This window comes from Shewanella maritima (assembly GCF_004295345.1).
In the GTDB taxonomy this organism is placed as follows: domain Bacteria; phylum Pseudomonadota; class Gammaproteobacteria; order Enterobacterales; family Shewanellaceae; genus Shewanella; species Shewanella maritima.
Window position 1 is genome coordinate 2,690,360 of the sequence record NZ_CP036200.1, and the last position, 20,807, is coordinate 2,711,166.

20 protein-coding genes and 1 pseudogene are annotated in these 20,807 nt (G+C 44.4%); 10 read left to right on the forward strand and 11 right to left on the reverse strand.

Going from position 1 to position 20,807, the window contains the following annotated elements; genetic code table 11:
- The first annotated feature begins 75 nt into the window (after positions 1-75).
- Positions 76-2,372 (forward strand): annotated as a pseudogene (locus tag EXU30_RS11530) (patatin-like phospholipase family protein).
- Between the two features lie 100 nt (positions 2,373-2,472).
- Here EXU30_RS11530 and hxpB read toward each other — a convergent pair.
- On the reverse strand, positions 2,473-3,138 hold the full coding sequence (gene hxpB, locus EXU30_RS11535) for a hexitol phosphatase HxpB (protein ID WP_130600194.1): 666 nt from the start codon (positions 3,136-3,138) through the stop codon (positions 2,473-2,475).
- A 674-nt stretch (positions 3,139-3,812) separates the two neighbouring features.
- Between hxpB and acnB the strand changes: the two genes are divergently transcribed.
- The 3 genes from acnB (at position 3,813) to EXU30_RS11555 (ending at position 8,335) form a co-directional block, all read left to right on the forward strand.
- A complete protein-coding gene (gene acnB, locus EXU30_RS11545) occupies positions 3,813-6,410 on the forward strand; it encodes a bifunctional aconitate hydratase 2/2-methylisocitrate dehydratase (protein WP_130600196.1) in 2,598 nt (865 codons plus the stop codon).
- A gap of 105 nt (positions 6,411-6,515) precedes the next feature.
- Entirely contained in the window at positions 6,516-7,307 is a 792-nt protein-coding gene (locus tag EXU30_RS11550; RefSeq protein WP_207234064.1) for a LysR family transcriptional regulator, read from the forward strand.
- A 353-nt stretch (positions 7,308-7,660) separates the two neighbouring features.
- Positions 7,661-8,335 (forward strand): cation efflux transmembrane domain-containing protein, encoded by a 675-nt coding sequence (locus tag EXU30_RS11555; RefSeq protein WP_130600198.1) that lies wholly within the window; start codon positions 7,661-7,663, stop codon positions 8,333-8,335.
- A gap of 5 nt (positions 8,336-8,340) precedes the next feature.
- Here EXU30_RS11555 and EXU30_RS11560 read toward each other — a convergent pair whose 3' ends face one another.
- The 3 genes from EXU30_RS11560 to EXU30_RS11570 all read right to left on the reverse strand — a co-directional run bounded on the left by EXU30_RS11560 (position 8,341) and on the right by EXU30_RS11570 (position 9,616).
- Positions 8,341-8,577 carry a hypothetical protein gene (locus tag EXU30_RS11560; RefSeq protein WP_130600200.1) on the reverse strand — a complete coding sequence of 79 codons (237 nt, stop codon included), beginning with the start codon at positions 8,575-8,577 and terminating at the stop codon, positions 8,341-8,343.
- Positions 8,578-8,583: 6 nt separating this feature from the next.
- On the reverse strand, positions 8,584-9,165 hold the full coding sequence (locus tag EXU30_RS11565) for a hypothetical protein (RefSeq protein WP_130600202.1): 582 nt from the start codon (positions 9,163-9,165) through the stop codon (positions 8,584-8,586).
- Between the two features lie 67 nt (positions 9,166-9,232).
- The gene (locus EXU30_RS11570; RefSeq protein ID WP_341274625.1) at positions 9,233-9,616 is read right to left on the reverse strand and encodes a L,D-transpeptidase family protein; all 384 of its coding nucleotides are present in this window, start codon (positions 9,614-9,616) and stop codon (positions 9,233-9,235) included.
- A 472-nt stretch (positions 9,617-10,088) separates the two neighbouring features.
- Between EXU30_RS11570 and EXU30_RS11575 the strand changes: the two genes are divergently transcribed.
- From EXU30_RS11575 to EXU30_RS11595, 5 genes are all read left to right on the forward strand, one after another.
- Positions 10,089-10,415, forward strand: a complete 327-nt coding sequence (locus EXU30_RS11575; protein WP_130600206.1) for an ArsR/SmtB family transcription factor — start codon at positions 10,089-10,091, stop codon at positions 10,413-10,415.
- A 41-nt stretch (positions 10,416-10,456) separates the two neighbouring features.
- The gene (locus EXU30_RS11580) at positions 10,457-10,696 is read left to right on the forward strand and encodes a thioredoxin family protein (protein WP_130600208.1); all 240 of its coding nucleotides are present in this window, start codon (positions 10,457-10,459) and stop codon (positions 10,694-10,696) included.
- 112 nt (positions 10,697-10,808) lie between these two features.
- Positions 10,809-11,336: a nitrophenyl compound nitroreductase subunit ArsF family protein gene (locus tag EXU30_RS11585; protein WP_130600210.1), complete on the forward strand. Its 528-nt coding sequence runs from the start codon at positions 10,809-10,811 to the stop codon at positions 11,334-11,336.
- Positions 11,329-12,024, forward strand: a complete 696-nt coding sequence (locus tag EXU30_RS11590; RefSeq protein WP_130600212.1) for an aromatic aminobenezylarsenical efflux permease ArsG family transporter — start codon at positions 11,329-11,331, stop codon at positions 12,022-12,024. The genes EXU30_RS11585 and EXU30_RS11590 overlap by 8 nt, the downstream gene beginning before the upstream one ends.
- A gap of 4 nt (positions 12,025-12,028) precedes the next feature.
- The gene (locus EXU30_RS11595) at positions 12,029-13,012 is read left to right on the forward strand and encodes a permease (protein WP_130600214.1); all 984 of its coding nucleotides are present in this window, start codon (positions 12,029-12,031) and stop codon (positions 13,010-13,012) included.
- Positions 13,013-13,165: 153 nt separating this feature from the next.
- On the opposite strand, the gene EXU30_RS11600 is transcribed toward EXU30_RS11595, so the two are convergent.
- The 7 genes from EXU30_RS11600 to EXU30_RS11630 form a co-directional block, all read right to left on the reverse strand.
- Positions 13,166-13,558, reverse strand: a complete 393-nt coding sequence (locus EXU30_RS11600) for a hypothetical protein (RefSeq protein WP_130600216.1) — start codon at positions 13,556-13,558, stop codon at positions 13,166-13,168.
- A 335-nt stretch (positions 13,559-13,893) separates the two neighbouring features.
- Positions 13,894-15,747 carry a multiheme c-type cytochrome gene (locus EXU30_RS11605; RefSeq protein ID WP_130600218.1) on the reverse strand — a complete coding sequence of 618 codons (1,854 nt, stop codon included), beginning with the start codon at positions 15,745-15,747 and terminating at the stop codon, positions 13,894-13,896.
- Between the two features lie 266 nt (positions 15,748-16,013).
- On the reverse strand, positions 16,014-16,310 hold the full coding sequence (locus EXU30_RS11610) for a S24/S26 family peptidase (protein ID WP_130600220.1): 297 nt from the start codon (positions 16,308-16,310) through the stop codon (positions 16,014-16,016).
- Between the two features lie 4 nt (positions 16,311-16,314).
- Positions 16,315-16,818 (reverse strand): superoxide dismutase, Ni, encoded by a 504-nt coding sequence (gene sodN / locus EXU30_RS11615; RefSeq protein ID WP_130600222.1) that lies wholly within the window; start codon positions 16,816-16,818, stop codon positions 16,315-16,317.
- 10 nt (positions 16,819-16,828) lie between these two features.
- The gene (locus EXU30_RS11620; RefSeq protein ID WP_130600224.1) at positions 16,829-17,020 is read right to left on the reverse strand and encodes a hypothetical protein; all 192 of its coding nucleotides are present in this window, start codon (positions 17,018-17,020) and stop codon (positions 16,829-16,831) included.
- Between the two features lie 16 nt (positions 17,021-17,036).
- Positions 17,037-17,510 (reverse strand): hypothetical protein, encoded by a 474-nt coding sequence (locus EXU30_RS11625; protein WP_130600226.1) that lies wholly within the window; start codon positions 17,508-17,510, stop codon positions 17,037-17,039.
- Between the two features lie 74 nt (positions 17,511-17,584).
- Complete coding sequence (locus EXU30_RS11630) at positions 17,585-18,028, reverse strand: pseudoazurin (RefSeq protein WP_130600228.1); 444 nt, start codon at positions 18,026-18,028, stop codon at positions 17,585-17,587.
- Positions 18,029-18,375: 347 nt separating this feature from the next.
- Here EXU30_RS11630 and EXU30_RS11635 point away from each other — a divergent pair, with 347 nt between their 5' ends.
- Entirely contained in the window at positions 18,376-20,724 is a 2,349-nt protein-coding gene (locus tag EXU30_RS11635; RefSeq protein ID WP_130600230.1) for a TonB-dependent receptor, read from the forward strand.
- Positions 20,725-20,807: the final 83 nt, after the last annotated feature.

Consider the following 20,807-nt stretch of genomic DNA (forward strand, 5'->3'; position numbering starts at 1 on the left):
AAAACGCCGATAAACATCTCATTATTGGCGTTTTTTGTTAGAATGACGCTAATATTATGTGCATTGGAAGCCCGTATGACATTCGCTCGTCCATTCATTTGTTGCCTAATTATTCTAGGTTTGGGGATTGCCTCCTCGTTTTCTACCTTTGCAGAGACCCGTTCGGCTCATCAGCAAAACTCAGCTGACATCAAGCTAAAACCAGTCATTGATGAGCCACTAAGTCGGCCTACCGTTGGCCTTGTGTTAAGTGGTGGTGGTGCAAAAGGTGCGGCGCACGTGGGTGTATTAAAAGTGCTAGAGGCTAACCGTATCCCGGTTGACTATGTCGCAGGTACCAGTATTGGTGCTTATGTTGGTGGTATGTATGCTTTGGGTTATGACTCAATTGAGATTGAGAAAATCATGCTCAACAGCAGTTGGGCAGACGGCTACTCAGATACTATCCCTCGTGAAGATCTTACCTATCGCGATAAGCAATTGCGTGACCGCTATAACATCCCGCTGAACGTCGGTTTTAACAACGGCGAACTCACCATGCCCGGCGGCTTGTTACGTGGGCAAACCATGTCGTTGTTATTGCGCCAATCCACCGACTTAGTTGAGCAGTACGGTGATTTTGATGCGCTATCTATTCCTTATCGCGCTGTAGCCACCGATTTAGCCACCAGTGAAGCGGTCGTATTGAGCAAGGGTAGCATTGTTGAGGCGATGCAAGCATCGGCAACTGTGCCGGGTGCGCTACAGCCAAGCGAGATTGACGACAGGCTGCTGGTGGATGGCGGTATTGCTAATAACATCCCGATTGATGTGGCTAAAGCCATGGGTGCGGATATTGTTATTGCCGTGGATATTGGCTCGCCACTAGCAAATAAAGACAAGCTTAACAGCGCCATTAGCGTGCTCGAGCAGCTGTCGACTATTTTGACTCAAGCAAGTACCGCAAAGCAAAAAGCCCTGCTGACAGATGAAGACATCTTGATCCGCCCAGCAATTGATGACATGAGCACCACCGATTTTTCTGTTATGCCTAAAGCGCTGCAAGTGGGTATCGAAGCGGCCAATGAACAGTTAGCTTCGCTACAAGGATTGTCGTTAGATGAAGAAGAGTATCAACAACATCTTGCGCGCAAAGCTGCCCGCCGTAACTTGTGGAGTGACCCATTATCAAGACCTTTAGTCGATGTAGTATTCGATAACAACTCTAAAGTGAGCGGTAGTTTGCTTAGGGAGAAGCTGGGTCTACCTATTGGCGAAGTGGTAACTAAGGAAGAGTTAGATGCGGCGCTAAAACGGGTATATTCGCTTAATAAGTTTGAGCGCGTTGATGCCGAATTTACCGATGTAGCTGACGGGCGGGTATTAACGGTTACCACCAAAGCTAAGTCATGGGGCCGAACTACTTCCAAGCTGGCTTTAATTGGGAGGATGACTTTAATCATCAGTCTGCCATGAGCCTAAGTCTGGCTTATACCATGACGGACTTAACCTATTATGGCGGCGAATGGCGTAACGAGTTAGAGCTTGGTTATCGCTCTATGATTGCCAGTGAGTTCTACCAACCACTAGACAATGATCAGCGTTTTTATAGTCTGGCTCGCTTCCAGTACGACATGAAAACCTGGAGCTTATACGATAATAATCAAAAGATTGAAGATCTCGATAACAATGTCGGCCAATTTAATATTGGTTTAGGGTTGAACTTCTCCAATAAAGGCTTAATGGAAATTGGCAGTGTCTATGAAAAGGGGCGCATTGAGGCCGACCGCCTTTTTACCGAAGTGCTTAAGTATGAATCCTGGGGTGGCTATGTGATGCTGGCCTATGACACACTCGATTCGATTAGCTTTCCAACTCAAGGAAATCGTTTTACCTTTGTAACCCGTGTGCGTGATGAGAGCTATACATCTAATTTGTTTCCGGTAGAGGATGGCGTCAACTGGCAGTATGAGGCTGACTGGAAGGGCGCATTTAACATTGGTAATCATGTGGTAGTAGGTAAAGCTGCTTTCTCAACTGTCGATACTGACAATTTATTTACTGCTCACCCAACTGAGCTTGGTGGCTTCCTAAATTTATCTGGTTATCACAAGCAGGCGCTCACTGGCGCACATAAAGTCTTTGGTGCATTAATTTACCAATATGATCTAGCAGGTGACTTGCTTATTACCAATGTGCCTTTATACCTAGGTACCAGTATTGAGGCCGGTAACGTTTGGCAAGAGCGATCGAGTGTCGATATTGAAGATTTGATCTTCGGTGGCAGTGTCTATTTAGGAACAGATACCGATTGGGGCCCCGCTGCACTTGGCTTCGGTTTCACCGATACAGGTGAAAGGTCAGTTTACTTGTTTGTCGGTAAGAACTTCTAAAACGCCAATACTGCAAATATAAAAGGGCATCAGATTGATGCCCTTTTTTATGTTATCGCTCAGCGAGCTTTTTGATTTAGCTAGGTTAGTTTTTCTTGTGCTATTCATCTCTACTATTTTCACCCAAGGTCGCAGCAATGCTAGTGGCGTCGGTCAGTTGGTGATGGGCGATGACCCATCTTGGGTCGTTAGCAAAACGCGGCTCTGGAATAATTACGGTCTGCATTCTGGCTGAAGTGGCGGCAATTAACCCGTTAAATGAGTCTTCAATGGCGACACAAGCTTCTGGCTTAATGCCTAAAGCGTTAGCACAGTTTAGGTAAACCTCTGGGTGTGGTTTACCAAGGGCTAAATGCTCGGCTGATTCAATGGCATCGAATGCATCGGTTAGCTCAAGTTTGCTTAACACGGCATCAATAATATAGTTGGGGGAAGAGGTGGCAAGACCGACTTTTAAGCCATGCTCTCGGCCCCATTTTATCGCATCAACAATCCCCGGCAGCGCTTTGCCATCTGACTCAATAAACTCAACCACCTTACTGGCAATATCTCTGGCAGTTTTGGCGTTGTCGTAATTTGGCCAGGGTTTACGCTGAAACCAATAGTCCACCACTTGATCAATTCGAAAGCCAATGGTCTGCTCCACATCTGTGGCTGACAGATTAAGCCCTAGTTGATTAAACACAACTAATTCGGCAGCTTGCCATGCAGGTTCAGAGTCAATAATGACGCCATCCATATCGAATATGATTGCTTGAATATTCATGGTTTTCCTATATTTATTCACTGTTGCCAGGGCCTGTTGATCTTTGCTGATTAGAATTTGTTCGAATTAAAAGCACTTTAATCGCGGCGTGAGCGATGACGTCTAGTCACCTACACAAATTCGCTCACAACAAAGAGTAAAGTGCTTTTAAACGAACCTTTCAGGCAGCGCTTGTTGTCATTTCTACTGTGTTAACGACTTATCATGTGGAACAACCACACATCAAAGCCGTTGCCTTGTATAAATTTCCAACAAGCTGCTGCAAAAATAATCTTGAAAGGTCAGCAGGCCCTAATGTAGACCTTGGTCGGATAGGTTCTATGTTAGAGCAAAATAATGATCATTTTTTAAAAATAATATGATGTTTATTCATCCATGTTAGCCAGGATGAATTTAAATCTGAATAACCATTTAGGCTTTTGTTTTTAAATGGTTTTTAATGTGTTTTAAACTATCGTCTAATTTTTGCAGAGCCTTGGCAATGTTAATTTACCGCTTCGATGTAAAAAACATGCTGAAATCACGTATCTCGGGAGTGTGATCTGATTCATACTTTTGTAAAGCTGTAGTATACTGTGGCTCGGATTTCAAGCCCGAACCTGTGGAATTGTCGGTGCGACATTGAAGACGCACTGGGTTTCGCCGTAAGGCGCAAAACAAAGAGGAATGTTGCCGTGCTAGAAGCATATCGTAAACACGTCGAAGAACGTGCTGCAGAAGGGGTAGTCCCTAAGCCACTCGATGCCCAACAAGTGGCTGATTTAGTAGAGTTAGTTAAGAATCCACCTGCTGGTGAAGAAGCAGAGATCCTTAATCTGTTAGAAAATCGTATTCCCCCTGGTGTTGACGAAGCCGCTTACGTAAAAGCAGCATTCCTTGATGCCGTTGCCAAAGGTGAGGTGAGTTCACCAATTCTTTCTGCAGACCGTGCAGTTGAATTACTTGGCACTATGCAAGGTGGTTACAACATTGAGCCACTTATTGCCCAACTAGATAATGATGCACTTGCCCCACTTGCTGTTAAAGCACTATCAAACACTCTTCTGATGTTTGATGCATACCACGATGTGGTTGAAAAAATGCAAGCGGGTAACGATTTTGCTAAGCAAATCGTAACTTCATGGGCAGAAGCTGAGTGGTTCCTAAACCGCCCTAAACTAGCTGAAAAAATCACCTTAACCGTATTCAAGGTTACCGGTGAAACTAACACCGATGATTTATCTCCTGCACCAGATGCATGGTCTCGCCCAGATATCCCACTGCACGCATTGGCTATGCTAAAAAATGCCCGTGACGGTATCGTGCCAGATGAAGCAGGCGTTGTTGGTCCAATTAAAGAAATTGAATCACTGAAAGAAAAAGGTCACCCACTGGTTTACGTCGGTGACGTAGTGGGTACAGGTTCTTCGCGTAAATCAGCAACTAACTCAGTGCTTTGGTTCATGGGTGATGATATCCCTAATGTACCTAACAAGCGCGCGGGTGGTTTCTGTTTAGGTGGCAAAATCGCGCCTATCTTCTTCAACACCATGGAAGATGCTGGTGCACTGCCAATCGAGCTAGACGTAAGCAAAATGAACATGGGTGATGTAATCGACATCTACCCATACGAAGGTGTGGTTAAGTCAAACAGCACTGGCGAAGTTATCTCTACGTTTGAGCTAAAAACTGACGTGCTACTTGATGAAGTACGTGCTGGTGGCCGTATCCCACTCATCATTGGTCGTGGTTTAACAGACCGTGCACGCGAGACCTTAGGTCTTGGTGTTTCTGAAGTATTTATCCGCTCAGGTGACGTTGCTGATACTGGCAAAGGTTACACGCTTGCACAGAAGATGGTGGGTAAAGCATGTGGCGTAACAGGTATTCGCCCTGGTCAATACTGTGAGCCTAAGATGACCTCTGTTGGCTCGCAAGATACCACAGGCCCAATGACACGTGACGAGTTAAAAGACTTAGCATGTCTAGGCTTTAGTGCTGATTTAACCATGCAGTCATTCTGTCACACAGCGGCTTACCCTAAGCCTGTTGACGTGAATACTCACCAAACATTACCTGACTTCATCATGAACCGTGGCGGTGTATCACTTCGCCCAGGTGATGGTGTAATTCACTCTTGGTTAAATCGTATGCTTCTACCTGATACCGTAGGTACGGGTGGTGACTCGCATACTCGTTTCCCATTAGGTATCTCATTCCCAGCTGGTTCTGGTCTAGTTGCTTTCGCAGCGGCGACAGGTGTAATGCCACTGGATATGCCTGAGTCAATCCTTGTTCGCTTTAAAGGTGAAATGCAGCCTGGTATCACACTACGTGACCTAGTACATGCAATCCCGCACAAAGCGATTGAGTTAGGTCTGCTAACGGTTGAGAAGAAAGGTAAGATCAACGCATTCTCTGGTCGCGTACTAGAGATTGAAGGTCTAGAGCACCTGAAAGTTGAGCAAGCATTCGAGCTTTCTGATGCATCAGCTGAGCGTAGTGCAGCAGGTTGTACTATCAAGCTAGATAAAGAGCCAATCATCGAATACCTAAACTCTAACATCGTGATGTTGAAGTGGATGATCAGCGAAGGTTATGGCGACCGCCGTACTATTGAGCGTCGTATTAAAGCGATGCAAGAGTGGATTGCTAACCCAGAGTTAATGGAAGCTGACAGCGACGCTGAGTACGCAGAAGTGATTGAAATTGATTTGAACGAAATCAAAGAACCAATCCTATGTGCACCAAACGATCCGGATGATGCAGTACTGCTTTCATCTGTAGTTGATACTAAGATTGACGAAGTATTCGTTGGTTCTTGTATGACTAACATCGGTCACTTCCGTGCAACAGGTAAGATGCTAGACAAGTTCGCTAAGACACTGCCTACGCGTCTATGGATTGCGCCGCCAACTAAGATGGATAAAGACCAGCTAACTGAAGAGGGTTACTACGCAATCTTCGGCCGTGTCGGTGCGCGTATTGAGATCCCTGGTTGTTCACTATGTATGGGTAACCAGGCACGTGTTGCAGAGAACTCAACCGTAGTTTCTACATCTACACGTAACTTCCCGAACCGTCTAGGTACAGGTGCTAACGTATATCTAGCATCGGCTGAACTAGCTGCAGTTGCTGCTCTGCTAGGTCGCCTACCATCACCAGCAGAGTATCAAGAGTACGCCAAAGAGTTAGATGCGACAGCAGCTGACACGTACCGTTACCTCAACTTTGATGAGATTAAGTCGTACACAGACAAAGCAGATAATGTGATTTTCCAATCAGCGGTGTAATCACCCAAGATAATGGTTAACACACCAACTAAAAGGCCAGCTAAATAGCTGGCCTTTTTTATGTGAAATCGTTTCGAAACTTGGGTATCCATCATTCGTCATGCTATGATTTTTTCTTGTTCTGACCATGAAATTTCAACGATGAATCTCTCTCAAATTGAAGCATTTTGCGCGGTTGTCGATACAGGCTCAGTTTCAGCTGCGGCAAGAAAACTTGAATGTAACCGAACCAAGTTGAGTATGGCTATCAAAGCATTAGAGAAAGATTTAGGCACAGCCTTATTTGTGCGGGCCGGCAACAACGTGGTGGTGTCTGAAGCGGGTAAAGCTATCTACAAAGATTGTGAGTACCTACTGATCACGTCAGGGCGTATTCGACAGATTTGTTCTCAGGTTAATGGTGAGTTTGCTAGCGAAATATGGATTGCTCATGATGATTCCCTTCCCGATGAGCTCTGGCAAGAATTAACACTCAAGCTAGATAAAACTTATCCTGCAACCTCATTTAATGTGGTTCTTGCATCTTCAGGAGATCTCGCAGACTTAGTTGAGCGTGGGCAGGTTGATTATGCATTTGGCGTTGATTTTGAAGCTATTGATGAGCCAAGCATGACTTATCAGCCTCTTGGAAAGATCAGAATGATGTCGGTATGTAGCAGTGATCATCAATTAGCGAAATTCCCACGTGTTTCTGATCAAATGCTTCGAGAGCAAATGCAAGTATTGCTTACTTATCTTAATGAGAAAGATAACCCCGAGTTACAGCCATTCTCACTTAAATATATTGGTTATTCGTCCTTCGAATTTATGCTGAAAACCATTTCTGGTGGAAGGGCTTGGGGGTGCTACCTGAGCCACTTATCCGTCAACTGCTCCGAGAGCAATCTTTATATGTAATCAAACATACTTATGGTTTGACACAAAGTGATTATTGCATGTTTACGGTAGCGGGTATGCCGAAGCACCCTGCAATGGTATGGCTTGCTGATGAGCTAAGTGACTATATTTTTTCATTTTGAGCTTTCAAGATACCTAATCCCCGACAATATCTCACTTCCAATTATATCTACCGTCAGTCAGCGTCAAGAATGTTGACACTTAGTTTGCTTTGTAAATTTTTGATATTTAGATCTTTTTTACTTTTTGTCGTTGTAGGTTAATCGCACGACCTTATGTATGGATTGCTGCTTTTGTAAGGGACTGGATAATTATCAACCAGTCCCAACGGCTTTCTCACATAAGGTTTATGTATGTCTTACTCATCAAATACAAGTGAATTCAGGTTACTTTCTGTTTCTGCAGTAGTTTCTTCCGGTTTTGCCGTTGGAGGTGTTGTATTTGGCATTATCGTTGGGTCTACCGTTATCATGTTTGATGGTGCTTATTCCTTAGTAGGCTTACTGTTAACTTTATTGTCACTAGTCGCAGCAAGCCAGTTGAAAAAGCCAAGTAGTCAGCTTGCTAAACATGGTCGGACAAAAGTTGAAGCAGTGGTTATTGTTATAAAAGCTTCAGTTTTATTGGGGCTGCTGCTGATATCTTTGTACTCTGCAGTGAGTGCAATGCTGGCAGGAGGAAGGCCGGTAAACGCTTCCGTGGCAGTTATATTCGGGGTGCTTAACCTAGTTGGTTGTTGCCTTGCCTGGTTATATTTATCTAGGCAGCATAAATCAAAAGGCTCAAAGCTCATTGGTGTTGAAATTGTGCAGTGGAAGATGGATGCCGTTATCAGTTTTGGGGTTTTAGTGGGGTTTACTCTGGCCTGGTCAATATCGTTAACACCTTGGGCTGAACTAAGCGTTTATGCAGATCCTCTGATGATGATTGTTATTTCAGTTAGTTTTATGAAGGTACCTGCTCTTATGTTATCAAATGCTTACGCTACACTTATTGCAAAAAAGGCAAAGCAATTAGAGGCTGTATGATTTACTTAAATTCCTTTTGAGTCGAGCAGGTATAAAGTTGATAAGATGACTTTTAATTCGCTGAAACTGTTTTGCAAAGCACTTTCTTTAATCGAAATAAAATGCCAGCGAAAGCTGGCATTTTTTATGGGTGGTTGGTGTATCGCCGCAATATCTACACCTAAGACTCGCGGCCAGTTCATCCCTGAATGCTCAACGGTGGCATCCATGCCATCAATGGCCTTATGTGTAGATAATGCCATTTAGAACTAACATTTTGTTGTTTTCAGCCCTCTAAGCTGCTGCCAAATCTGATGATCTTTCTCTTGTGGTGATGCCACAAAATACCAACGTGTTTCTTCCTTGTCGCGACACTCCAATTTATGCGCTTCAAATAGCACTCTTTGTGGCTTGTTCGTCACGAAAGGTTCAATCCAATCGATATGGCCATGATAGCGATTGTCTGACTCGTAAACGGAGAAGCTAATTTTGACTGAGTTGGTACTAGCCTGCTTTTGACCAGATACTGCCTGATATAAACCGAGATAATATCGATGTAGCTCATCATGCATGCGCGTTTGTTCAAGTGCTTGTGGCTTTATCGCCCAAACAAAGGCATAGCTGAAAAAATCTTGTTTAGTGGCGTCATACATTCCTGGTGCAAACACCAGCTCTTCAACACCTTCAAGCTCGATATTTGGCGCAAAATCGAGTGGGAATGGGATAACTTCAGTGCGCCAGCCGTTTGGTAAACTTTGATAGGCAGTTAAGGTGTTTGCAGCTGCCGGTGTACCTGCTAGAGATGCAACGCAAACTAGCGCGCTAATGATTGTGGCTAATAGCTGTTTCATCGTTTTTCCTCGATTGTTGTTTTTGCTATTGTTGTTTGAGCATAGAGGGTGTTGCAACTAGAACAGCTTACCATTGAATTTGGACCTCAGTACCGACTGACACAAGCGCCATGAATTCATCCATTTCAGCGTTGGTAAGGGCAATACAGCCATCAGTCCAGTCGAACTGTTGCATAATTGGTGCAAGCCAGCCTAAATAGTTGCGTTGCCCATGAACCATGATAAATCCACCGGGCGAAACACCTAAAGCTTTCGCACGGGCTTTATCGCTAGCGTTGGGGTAACTGACGTGCATTGAGCGGTAATAAGATGAGTCTTCTTTTTTGTAATCTAGAATGTAGCTTCCTTCAGGTGTGCGTTGATCGCCTTCTTGCTGCTTGTGACCCTGTGGTTGTCCACCAAGCGAGATACTGTACTCACGTACGACTTGATTGTTTGAGACTAGTTGCATAATCCGATCGGACTTGTCGACCTTAACTAAATCGACCTGCTGTAGAGTCTTCTGTGTAGATGTGGCTTGAACTTGGGCAGCAAACATCAAGCAACATATTAATGTCGTAATAAATCGGCTCATCCCTAATACCCGATACTAGTAAAAGTTAAGTCAGTAGGATTCAATAAAAGTCATTATTTTTCAATCGATAAACAAGTTTATATGATGAAATTGGATTGAATTTTTAAGTTGAAACAATGCTTTCTAGTTTTTTAACACAATTAGGCAGCATGCTGACTTTAGCTGCAACATCTTGATGAAGGTAACTTTGTTTTTATCAACTCGTTTGATATTGAGATGAAAATCGATACTTGTTAACTAGATCAAAAAACCAGTTTCAAAATAACACTAGAATCCTATCTATCATTCATTTGGTCATTTTGCCAAATGACAAAATGTTTATATCGGACACTTATACAAAGGCAGTTTCATGAATCAACAGGAGCAACTACGACTCGACTCTCGAGCCGCGATTTTAAAAGCGCTCGCTCATCCAACGCGGTTGTGGCTGCTAGAAAAGTTACAACAACAAGAGCATTGTGTGTGCGATTTAACTGATGGTGCAGATGCCGATATTTCAACGGTTTCAAAACATCTTTCGGTGCTTAAGCATGCCGGAATTGTTAGTAGCCGCCGTGAGGGTAAGCAAGTTTATTACCGTTTAGAAACGCCATGTTTAATGAAACTGTTTTCTTGTGTCGAGACTGTTATTGAAAAAAATGCGACAAAACATGCAGAGCTGTTGTCTTGCAAATAGCCACTCGCGAAGCACTTATGAAGACTTATTGAGGCATTAAAATGAAAATTGAAATTCTAGGCAGTGGATGTAAAAAATGTAGCAACTTGGCTACTGAGGTTGAGAGTGTAGCCACTGAGTTAGGCGTCACGTTTGAGCTGACTAAAGTGACTGATATGGCAGTTATTTTAGGTTATGAAGTGATGTCGACACCCGCAATAGTTATTGATGGCAAAGTGGTATGTTCAGGTGTTATCCCTTCTGCTGACGAAATTAAAACGCTAATCAATCAAACGGGCTAACTCCTCCCTTTACGTTACACCATTAACGCACTTTTCCCATGAATTAATCGACCTCAAGCCTTTCACTCATAAAGGCTCAAGGGACAGCTTTGTCTTATAAAAGGTGATACTAATGAATTTATCTCATCGTATAACGGCTTGGATATTGCCGGTGATAGTCGTAGTTTGTACGGCTGTGCCTGTTGTCGTGGCTAATGCAGATACTTTGCTTCATCCAGCTCCAACTCAAACTCCTAAACTTTTATTACAAGAAGATCAGGTGCTGAATGTGTATTACTTTCATGGCAATGCACGTTGTTATTCTTGCAAACGAATCGAAGAGTTAACCAACAAATCAATTAATTCAGGTTATTCATCACAGCTTAAACAGCAAAAAGTGATACTGAATATTGTCAACTTAGAGCAGGAAGGTAACGATCATTATATTGATGATTTTCAATTAATAACTCGCTCAGTAGTGGTAGCCATTGAGCAGCAGGGAGGTGTAGTTGCATATAGCCGCCTCGATCGCGTTTGGGATCTTATTAGTCAGCCTGAACAGTTTACTCAGTATATTTATCAAGAAATTGATCAGCTATCTGTAACGACCAATAGCGCTAAAATCCAAGCTCACAACTTAGAGAAATCTACCCATGGCTGAGTGGTTTATCGTGCTAAGTAGCGCGTTGTGGTTTGGTGTGCTCACTTCCATATCACCTTGTCCGCTTGCAAGTAATATTGCTGCGGTGTCATTTTTAAGTAAGCAAGTCGATACGCCTGCACAGTCGATTTCAATGGGGTTATTTTATTGCGTTGGCAGAATGCTTAGCTACATTTTGTTGGCAGCACTATTACTATATACAGCAACTTCTGCTCCAAGGTTGTCTAGCTTTCTTCAAACTCAAATGAACGTGATAATCGGACCTATCTTAATCGTGGTTGGAGGGTGCCTTTTGGGTTGGATAAGTCTGCCAACAAGCAATTGGTCTATATCTCATAGACTTCAAAAATCGCTAGCTGGTCAAGGTAAGCTGGGGGCTTTATCACTAGGTAGTCTTTTTGCCTTGTCGTTTTGTCCTACATCTGCAGCTTTGTTTTTTGCTTCATTGCTGCCATTAATCATTGCACAGCAGTCTAGCTTACTTATCCCAAGTATTTACGGCTTTGGTACGGCAATCCCTGTGTTGATGGTTGCTCTGTTATTGCAATTTGGAAGTTTAAAAGTTGCCAGTTTTTATCAGAAAGTGACTCAGGTTGAAATGCTTGCGCGCATGGCATCAGGAGGTGTATTCCTGCTCGCTGGCGGCTTCTATTGCTGGCTTTATATTGTTCCTATGTTGTTGGGGTAGAGCAATGTTTGTATGGTTTTCTATCTTTGCTGATTGGTTGGTTTATGAAGTTTTAGGGCTATCCAATCAGACGCAATTTGGTACCGCACTGCACTTCTTTGTTGAAGACACGACTAAGATTTTTACGCTATTGATTGTCATGATTTATGCGATCGGTTGGCTGCGCGCGTCACTGAATGTTGAGCGAGTCAGAGGATACCTCGCGGGAAAACCTAAATTTGTTGGTTATACCCTTGGCTCTGGTTTTGGGGCTATTACGCCATTTTGCTCTTGTTCAAGTATTCCAGTGTTTCTGGGGTTTACTTCGGCAGGGATACCGATTGGCATTACTATGGCTTTTTTACTCACTTCACCACTGATCAACGAAGTCGCCATACTGCTTCTTTTTAGTTTACTAGGATGGGAAGTTACGCTCATTTATGTGGCGACAGGTATGGCAATCGGTATGATTGGTGGAGCAGTGCTTGATCTATTAAGAGCGGAGCGTTGGTTGCAACCTTTAGCGGCTAAGGCATATGGGATGGGACAAAAGCAAGCCGTGCAGCAAGCTCATTTAACCGATGCACCAGCATTGACTTGGTTGCAACGTCACCAGTTTGCAAAGTCCGAAACCTCGGAAATATTTTCTCGGGTATGGAAGTGGGTCATAGTTGGTGTTGGTCTAGGAGCTGCTTTGCATGGCTTTGTTCCAGCGGGGTGGCTTGAGTCACACTTAGGGGAAGGGCAATGGTGGTCAGTGCCTGTTGCCACGTTAATGGGGATCCCACTCTACGCCAATGCTACAGGAGTGATCCCCGTAATGGAGAGCTTATTGCTTCAAGGCGTCCCTCTTGGCACTACTATGGCATTCTGCATGAGCACGGTAGCGGCAAGCTTCCCTGAATTCATCATGTTAAAACAAGTGATGCAATGGAAGTTGCTTGCTTTGTTGTTTAGCTTACTGCTGCTGTCATTTACAGTATTAGGATGGGTACTTAATTTACTTTAGTACCGTCAGGCATAGTATTAGTGCGGTTTGTCTGCGGCAAGCGGATGTCAGAGACGAAATACGTCACAGACATCGTTTGTCGCTTTTCTGTTTGTCTTGCTTGGCTACAAATTGCCATTTGGTTTGCGGCTTATATTCTTTAGACCTTGATTTCTACGCACTGCAATGAAAGTGATTGCCATGCTGCCAACAGCTGCGTCGGTTATGTTTGGCGGGCGATATCACCCGATTAACTATGATGATATCTTTACGATTATGCTGCTCTGCTAATTCAACTACTGTGTACTTTTTAGGAACTAGCGTGACTGTCTTGGCCACTTTATTGTTAACCGGCTTCTTCTTAACTGGCTTCACTGTAACGACTTTCGCGGTGACAACCTTGGTTTGCGCTGGCGCGGCCTTAACCACTTTAACGGTTTTTACAGTTTTAACCGCTTTGGTATTTTCTGCCTGGTTTTGGCTAGCACAGGCGCTTAGGGTAATGGTCGCCAGCAGGCAGACCATAGTTTTTAGCGGGATAGAATAGAGTGTATTGGCGTATTGCATAACGGCATCCTTGGCGGCTAAAAGCTAAACACATTTATGAGTTTATGCGTTTCAAGGTCAAACAGTGTGCGGTTTAAGTAAAGTAGTGCAAAGGTGTGGGCAGTGAAGATTCCAGTGCAGTACCGGCCTTGTTGCTTGATCATATTTCTAAGTTACTTGTAATAAACCAACAAAATTAACCTATTAAATAACAGTAGTTTAAAGGTTTACTCTGACCCAATTTGGCCTTTGAAAATAAAAGCACCGCCGATTGACGGTGCTTGCTTTCTGACTTGCCTAACTAGTGATTTGTATAACTAGTAGCTTTTATAACCGGTGGCTTGTATAGCTAATAGTTAGTTGGCTTTTTCTACCATGCGCTGAATGACTTTCATGTGGGTGATGTCATCTGGCGCTTTGCCGTTGGCATTGATTTCATCGCTGCCGTGGCAGGCGAGGCATGAGCCGACGCGGCGGATGTTGTCCATTTCTTGTTTGTTGAATGGGCGTGCGCCTTCATGTGAGGTAGATTGTAGTTGCTTGCCATCTTCATCTACAAACCGCTCTAGCTCAAATGCTGGAGCTTGTCCCTCTGGGAAGTTGCGCTCAATGTCGTATACACCACTGCCAAGGCCGAGTACTTTAGGGTTGGTGTGACACTCTTCACAGGTGCGTGAGCGCTTGCTCATGGTATGCGGCTGAATCGGGTTGTGAGACAATCCACTGGTGCCGTCTTTGGTAGTGTAAGTCTTGTTATTCACTAACGCCTTTTCACCGTCAACCTGAGTTAAAAATACCTGACAGCCTGGTACAAAGGTGGATACCTTGCCGCGGCTGTTAATGCCCAGTGCCGGCATTTCCCAGCGCACGTATGAGCGTGACTCACTCCAGCTGTAGGCTTTCTTATTCAGGTTAGATTTTTTACCTTTTGCAGACTCATCGATACTTGAACCATCTAACCAGTCGCCGTTTGGTTTGCCAACGTTTTGGGTTGCGTGACAACCGTAACATTGTGGCGCCCAGGCTGCGTGGCAGGTAGAGCATTCAAGTTTTTCCATGTGGCCAGCAATTTTCACCATCGCGACCTGACCTTCTTTAGAAAGGTTTGGGTTAGCAAATAGCTGAGGTACTTCTAGCTGCTTACCGTCATTCTTAGTGGTAAGAATGACTTTAGTGCCCTCGCGTTTTACATTGTTGAGCGGATTATCGCGTGCGGTTTTTAGTGTCGCATCTGACTTGGTGCTACCGTGGCAGGATTCACAGCGGATCTCCACTGCTAGATGCTTTTTGGTATACAGGTAACCGTCGCCATGCATTTCGTCTTTGGTGTGACAATCGATACAGCTCATGCCCGCATCAAAGTGCAAATCAGCTTCTAAGAAGTTGTAGTGCTTGCCATGTAACTTACCTTGTTTACCACCAGTTTCTGTATAAGGTGTGCCGTAGCCATCTGACTCCATCATACCCTTGTAGCTCACACCCGTGCGTCCACCGCGGTTGTGACAATGCTGACATTGATCAACCGATACCTTAGTGGTCATCTTGTGTTTTCTTGGGCGATCTTTTTGGGTTTTATCGATTGCTTTATCGCCACCTTCATAGGTAGCCGCATTGCTGTATTCTACGTGACAAGCTGCACAGCCAGAGGCGCGGTAGTCGCCATCACGCTGGTGGCCATCACTCCATAAATGGCAACGTAAACATTGGTTTCTGAGGTAGTCATCACCTGGTGAGTTAGTGTCAGATTCTGGTTTGTTGGGATGGTAGCTCGGTAATTGCTTCAGACTCGCTACCGTGCCTTCTCGGCCGGTTTTCAGCGCTTTAACATCGTATGTAGCGTAGATGGAGTCGCGAGTTTGCGAGCCGAAGTTGTAGCGAGTGCCTGAGATCATCCCTGACATGGTCGCGTGGATTGAGGTCTTAGCTTTTTCTACTTCGTCGGCGTGGCATGAGCCACAGGTTTCATCAACAACTCGTAAGTCAGTCGGGTTGGCCCACATGTTTGTGTGCGCCTTTTTTTGATCTGTGGCTTTGCCATTACCGTTATGGCAATCCACACAGGTTAAGTCTGCCATCATGTCGACATCAGAGAATTGTTCAATCCCCTCATGACAGCTCATACATCCTTTATCGTCGTCCCAGGCGGCTTGGCTGGCAAAACAGCTGAATCCAAGCATTGCTGGAATGGCATATTTGAATATCTTTTTCATACTCATCACCCTTAATAGCCTTATATTTTTTATGGCTATTTAATAATGCGCCTTTGATAGTGGATGTAGAGCAGTTATTAAGCAGATTGTGATCTCAGTGTTGAATAAAAGTTGCACAGGTGGAAGGCTGAAAATTACTGTGATTTTACTCTCAGTTTATTGGTTTAATGCAGCCTGAACCTCTAATGTAAAAATGATAATTGTTATCAAAATTAGTGATTTAGTTATGCTAGGAGGGAGGGGAGGTAGCAATAGGCGTCAGTAGATTAGTTCGGCTTAAATATATAAACAATTTGGCCTAAAACTTGGGAGGGATTGACGTGACCTATTTGCTCCATAGTGACACTCGCATCGTTTTCACCGCGACACCAAAGTTGGCCGTCGGCATCAATGTCGACCAGGGTCTTTACTATGTAACCAAAGCGGCGATGTTTGATTAGCAGCTTTTGTTGCGGTTTCAATTTGGCTTTGTTGAACCAGGTGCGCACCAAAGCAAAGCTGCCAGGAGGGATTGCCGGCAGCATGCTCTGTCCGTCTACTCGCCAGATTCGAAAGCCAAACACAATGCTAGCCTTTTAGGTCTGGGTAGATAACTTGCTCTGCTGGTGGGTATGGGCAAGTCGCTGTATAGGTGTTGACCCCTTTAGTTTGCCAAAAGATATCCGCGAAGCGATTAACCTTGTTAAGCAGTTCAACTGTTGCGGCGCGGTCGATATGTTGCTTGGCGAATGAAGTGGCAAGCATAATCTCGTGAGTTAGCTGGTGGATCTCAGGAAAAGCCTCAAGTTGAGGCTTTTTGAAGTAGTCGCCCCAGATGACGAGTACTTCTTCTTTGACCTTTTTGCCTTCGGCTTCTTTCTCGTTAACTAAGCGCGCGAAAGTGGCTTGCTGTTTAGTGGTAAGTGTTTCTGCAGCGGTTAATTCATCCAATAGGTCAACCATTCTTATCATGCTCAACACAGCAATTTGCGCGGCGCTGGGATCATAGATTTTACAAGGTATATCACAGTGCGCTGACGCGCGGTTAAATGGCTTTTTCGCATCCAATTTAGCCAATAGTTTATACATCATAGTATTGCTCCTATTGTTGCTCGTTTGAATGATTGTTTTTGCTATTGCGTGATTTGCTGTGGAGCAGTGCAGCAGCAATGATCACTGGTGCCAACCAAAGTAAATGAACTAACCCAGCGTATGGGCTTGAATGATCATGCCCTGGGTGAGCGCTAGCCAAAGTGGGTAAGAAGGATAAAACGATTAATACAAAAACTCTCACTGGTGACTCCTTTTCCTTAGTGAATAACGTGCTTAGTTTGCTCAACAATTGTTTTTAGCGATGGGTAAAGCGCGATACAGCCCTCGCATATCGGGTATTTGGTGGCAAATGCTTGAATTGCGGGGATGGTTATCGATATACCACGCATTAACGTCAAACGGATTTGCTCAGAAGAATCAAGAGTCTCAATCAGTTGACGTAAATGCTCGTGGGGAGCAAGCAAAAAACGCAGAGCGTCGTCCTGTCGACCCCAAGCTTCATACAGTGAGGACAAGTTATGGCAGGTACATATCCATGCCATCATGATGTCGCCATTACCTAGTTGTGCGTCAAACTGAGCGGCGAGTAGGTCAAATGCTTCACTATATTGCTGCTCAGCTTGTTGCCATTGCTGGTTTTGAAAATACTCATTGCCTTGTATCAGCAACAGTTGCCATTGGTAATCGTGACTTGTGTCTTTGTGAAAGCATCCTGAACATGACTGCGTCATAAAGACTCCTTAACAGTAATTAGCTTGGATTGCAGTTGCGAGTTTAGCTCTAAGTTACTTAACCTAAACTCGGGCTATTGAGCTTGCTCAAGGTATTGTGCGATGCGCTCTTTATTCATCATTACGCCTGGTTCAATGGTGGTCCACTGCTGCTTCACATCATCAATGTTGACCGCATTATCAACCTGAATGACACCAAGCATGCCCATGACAAAGTGCGGAGTACACTTATACAAATAAACACCTTCGTTGTTGAAAGTTACGCTAAATGGTTGTCCCATTGGCCCGTTAAACGCTTCAGCACCCTCTGGAATAACCATTGACTCCACATTGTGGGTTGGGTCTGCAGGGGTAAATTTTATCGTGTCGCCTTTGGCAATCTTTAGGTAGCCAGGCTCCATAATCATGGTTTGCCCAGCAGCATCAGCGGTGAGTAGTTTAACTTCGTGTTCAGCGGCAAAAGCGTTAGTTGAAAGGGTTAGGGCAAGTGCACCAGCAGTAAATAATTTAGCCAACATGTTTAATATCCGTATTAGTTAAAGTTGTAACGATAATCATTATCATTCTCAATGTAAAGTTGTTTTACTCTCAACTCCCTCTAACGCTTTTGGTTTGGTGCAGCATTAAGTGCAAAGGCTACATCTGAGTGCCGAGCTTAAAGCTAGCGAAGCGGTGTTTAGGTTTACTTCTATTTTTAGCGTGTTTTCACAAAATTATTTCATCCAGGCTTATCTCTATTTACAGGTGTAATGATAATGATTAACATTTGCAATCGCTGCTATGGGTGTCCTAGGCAGTAATTATGAGCCTGTAGCTTTGATTGACTGTGGGCTTTGATTAGGACCTTTTACCAAAAGTGACTCAAATGGAACTTAATAAAATTACAATTAGCCTGGCGCTAGCGATGGGATTTGTTGCCAATGCTGCGGTGGCAGATGATGAACAAGTAAATGAAAACATCGAAAAAATCGTGGTGACAGGGCAAAAGATTGATCGCTCGCTTAAAGAAACACCTAACAGTGTATCTGTGCTCACTGCACAAGAGATGAATAAGCTAAACGTGCAGAATATGGCTGACGTTTACAACATGGTGCCAAACCTTTCTGGTGACTTTAATCAGGGTTTTACCATTCGTGGCATTACGTACGATAACGTTTCAGGTGGTGGTAATTCATATTTAACCAGTGTGTATCTTGACGGCGCACCACTGCCGTTTCGTGTTGTGCGCAGTGGTACCACATCCGTTTGGGATTTATCACAGGTAGAGGTGTTCCGTGGCCCGCAATCGACCTTGCAAGGTCGCAATGCGTTAGCTGGCGCAATTATGATGCGCACTCAAGACCCAACTTATGAGTACAGTGCGAAAGCCAAAGTCGGTTTTGGTGAGCATGGTCAGCGTGAATATGCGTTTGCTGGTGGCGGCGCGATTGTCGAGGATATGTTGGCATTTCGTGTTGCTGTGGAAGATACAGCATACGATGGTGATATCGACAATATTACTCGTAATGAAGGCTCTAACTATGCCGATAGCCAGACCCTTCGCGCTAAATTGCTGTTTGAACCGACTGACAATGTCGATGCGCTGTTAACTGCAAGTCGCGCTAAATCTGAGTTTGGCCCTCAGTGGGTGCTGTTTGATTACGGTCAAGATCCGTTTCAGCGCACGGTTTGGAACAACTCGCACATTTTTGAGAAAAACGACACTGATATTTATAACCTAGAGATCAGCTGGGATATAAACGATGAATGGACGTTTGACTCCATCACTACCTACAGCGATTCTGAGTACCGCTATAACTGGGATGGCGATATGACCCCAGTTCAAGTTGTTGCTGATAGCCAATATGTACGCAACGACAAAACGCTAAGCCAGGAGCTGCGCTTTACTTACCAAACTAGCGACATTCAGTTGGTTTCAGGTGCATATTTCTCAAAACTAGATGTGGATGATAAAGCCGCTGGTGAGCGCTTTTTATCGTTCGCCGACCTTGGTCTACCGCCGCTTGAAGTATTACTAACTGCGCCAGCAGAGCTGGGTGGTTTTGGTTTGCCAGCAGAATATGCCGCGATGATTGTGCCTATGTATCCAGACATCGACCCTGTGATGTTAGGCCTTGATTCCAGCATGGAGCAAAAAGTTGAAACGATGGCGCTTTTCGCAGATTTGAAGTGGAAGCTAACCGATCAGTTTGACCTGCTTGCTGGCCTGCGTTACGACCGTGAAGATCAACAAAATGCCTCGTACGCCAATTACTCAATTCTAAATAACATGCCTGATCCTGCCAGTGTACCCGCGCCACTTGATCAAATCGTTGCCGGTATTAATGGCACGCTAAATGGCATGGCAGCCAGTGCCTCTGGAGTTGAACCTCAAGCGTCGGCAGACTTTAGTGCTTGGTTGCCAAAACTGGGTTTGAGTTACCACTTTAGTGACGATGTCACTACCAGCTTTATCTATCAGCGTGGTTATCGCTCTGGCGGTGTGGGCACCAATATTGCGCAGCAGCAAGTGTTTACCTATGACCCTGAATACACAGATAACTTCGAGCTATCTTATCGCTCAGTGTGGCAAGGTGGTGACTTAATGCTTAACGCCAACTTGTTCTACACCAAGTGGCAAGATCAGCAAATCGCCATTCAATTGTCACAAGCATCGTTTGATACGCAAACGGTTAATGCAGGTGAATCGAATATCAAAGGCTTTGAAACTGAGCTGTTTTACTACCCAACCAAGCAGCTGTCGATTATTGCAGGTGTGGGCTTAGCTAAGACAGAGTTCGACAAATTCGATTACGTAGTACAAAGAACGGGTGAAGTTAAGGATCTTGCTGGTCGTTCATTCGCTGATTCACCTGAGTGGACAGCCAATATTGCAGCCAACTATGACTTTGATAATGGTATCAAAGTGGGCGTTAATGCCAATTACAAGGGCGAGAGCTATGCCTACCTTGATCCGGAAACATCATTGGATGTAGACAAATATGCCATTGATAGCGATCCTAAAAACGATGCCCGCGTACTAGTCAACGCTAACGCTTCATACACCTGGGACGACACCTACACTATTCGCGCAGATGTGAAGAACCTGTTTGATGTGGAATACATTTCAAACTACTTCTCTGAAGCTGATGATTTAGGTAAAGGCACCAGCTATGGTCAGCACCAGATTGGTCGTTCGCGCCAATTTAGCGTGACCTTAAGCGCGGCGTTTTAAGCAGCAAATTATAGAGGTGCCATTCGTGGCACCTTTTTCATAATAACAACTCCTGAGCTAACCCCGACCTACCGACCCATAAC

What these genes read in the sequence shown, in the direction of transcription:
- EXU30_RS11575 (WP_130600206.1), top strand. Translation starts at nt 10,089, where the DNA reads ATGAATCAACAGGAGCAACTACGACTCGACTCTCGAGCCGCGATTTTA.
- EXU30_RS11570 (WP_341274625.1), bottom strand. Translation starts at nt 9,616, where the DNA reads ATGCAACTAGTCTCAAACAATCAAGTCGTACGTGAGTACAGTATCTCG.
- EXU30_RS11580 (WP_130600208.1), top strand. Translation starts at nt 10,457, where the DNA reads ATGAAAATTGAAATTCTAGGCAGTGGATGTAAAAAATGTAGCAACTTG.
- EXU30_RS11625 (WP_130600226.1), bottom strand. Translation starts at nt 17,510, where the DNA reads ATGACGCAGTCATGTTCAGGATGCTTTCACAAAGACACAAGTCACGAT.
- EXU30_RS11605 (WP_130600218.1), bottom strand. Translation starts at nt 15,747, where the DNA reads ATGAAAAAGATATTCAAATATGCCATTCCAGCAATGCTTGGATTCAGC.
- EXU30_RS11630 (WP_130600228.1), bottom strand. Translation starts at nt 18,028, where the DNA reads ATGTTGGCTAAATTATTTACTGCTGGTGCACTTGCCCTAACCCTTTCA.
- EXU30_RS11595 (WP_130600214.1), top strand. Translation starts at nt 12,029, where the DNA reads ATGTTTGTATGGTTTTCTATCTTTGCTGATTGGTTGGTTTATGAAGTT.
- EXU30_RS11585 (WP_130600210.1), top strand. Translation starts at nt 10,809, where the DNA reads ATGAATTTATCTCATCGTATAACGGCTTGGATATTGCCGGTGATAGTC.
- EXU30_RS11560 (WP_130600200.1), bottom strand. Translation starts at nt 8,577, where the DNA reads ATGGCATTATCTACACATAAGGCCATTGATGGCATGGATGCCACCGTT.
- sodN (WP_130600222.1), bottom strand. Translation starts at nt 16,818, where the DNA reads ATGATGTATAAACTATTGGCTAAATTGGATGCGAAAAAGCCATTTAAC.
- EXU30_RS11635 (WP_130600230.1), top strand. Translation starts at nt 18,376, where the DNA reads ATGGAACTTAATAAAATTACAATTAGCCTGGCGCTAGCGATGGGATTT.
- EXU30_RS11565 (WP_130600202.1), bottom strand. Translation starts at nt 9,165, where the DNA reads ATGAAACAGCTATTAGCCACAATCATTAGCGCGCTAGTTTGCGTTGCA.
- EXU30_RS11590 (WP_130600212.1), top strand. Translation starts at nt 11,329, where the DNA reads ATGGCTGAGTGGTTTATCGTGCTAAGTAGCGCGTTGTGGTTTGGTGTG.
- EXU30_RS11555 (WP_130600198.1), top strand. Translation starts at nt 7,661, where the DNA reads ATGTCTTACTCATCAAATACAAGTGAATTCAGGTTACTTTCTGTTTCT.
- EXU30_RS11600 (WP_130600216.1), bottom strand. Translation starts at nt 13,558, where the DNA reads ATGCAATACGCCAATACACTCTATTCTATCCCGCTAAAAACTATGGTC.
- hxpB (WP_130600194.1), bottom strand. Translation starts at nt 3,138, where the DNA reads ATGAATATTCAAGCAATCATATTCGATATGGATGGCGTCATTATTGAC.
- EXU30_RS11550 (WP_207234064.1), top strand. Translation starts at nt 6,516, where the DNA reads ATGATTTTTTCTTGTTCTGACCATGAAATTTCAACGATGAATCTCTCT.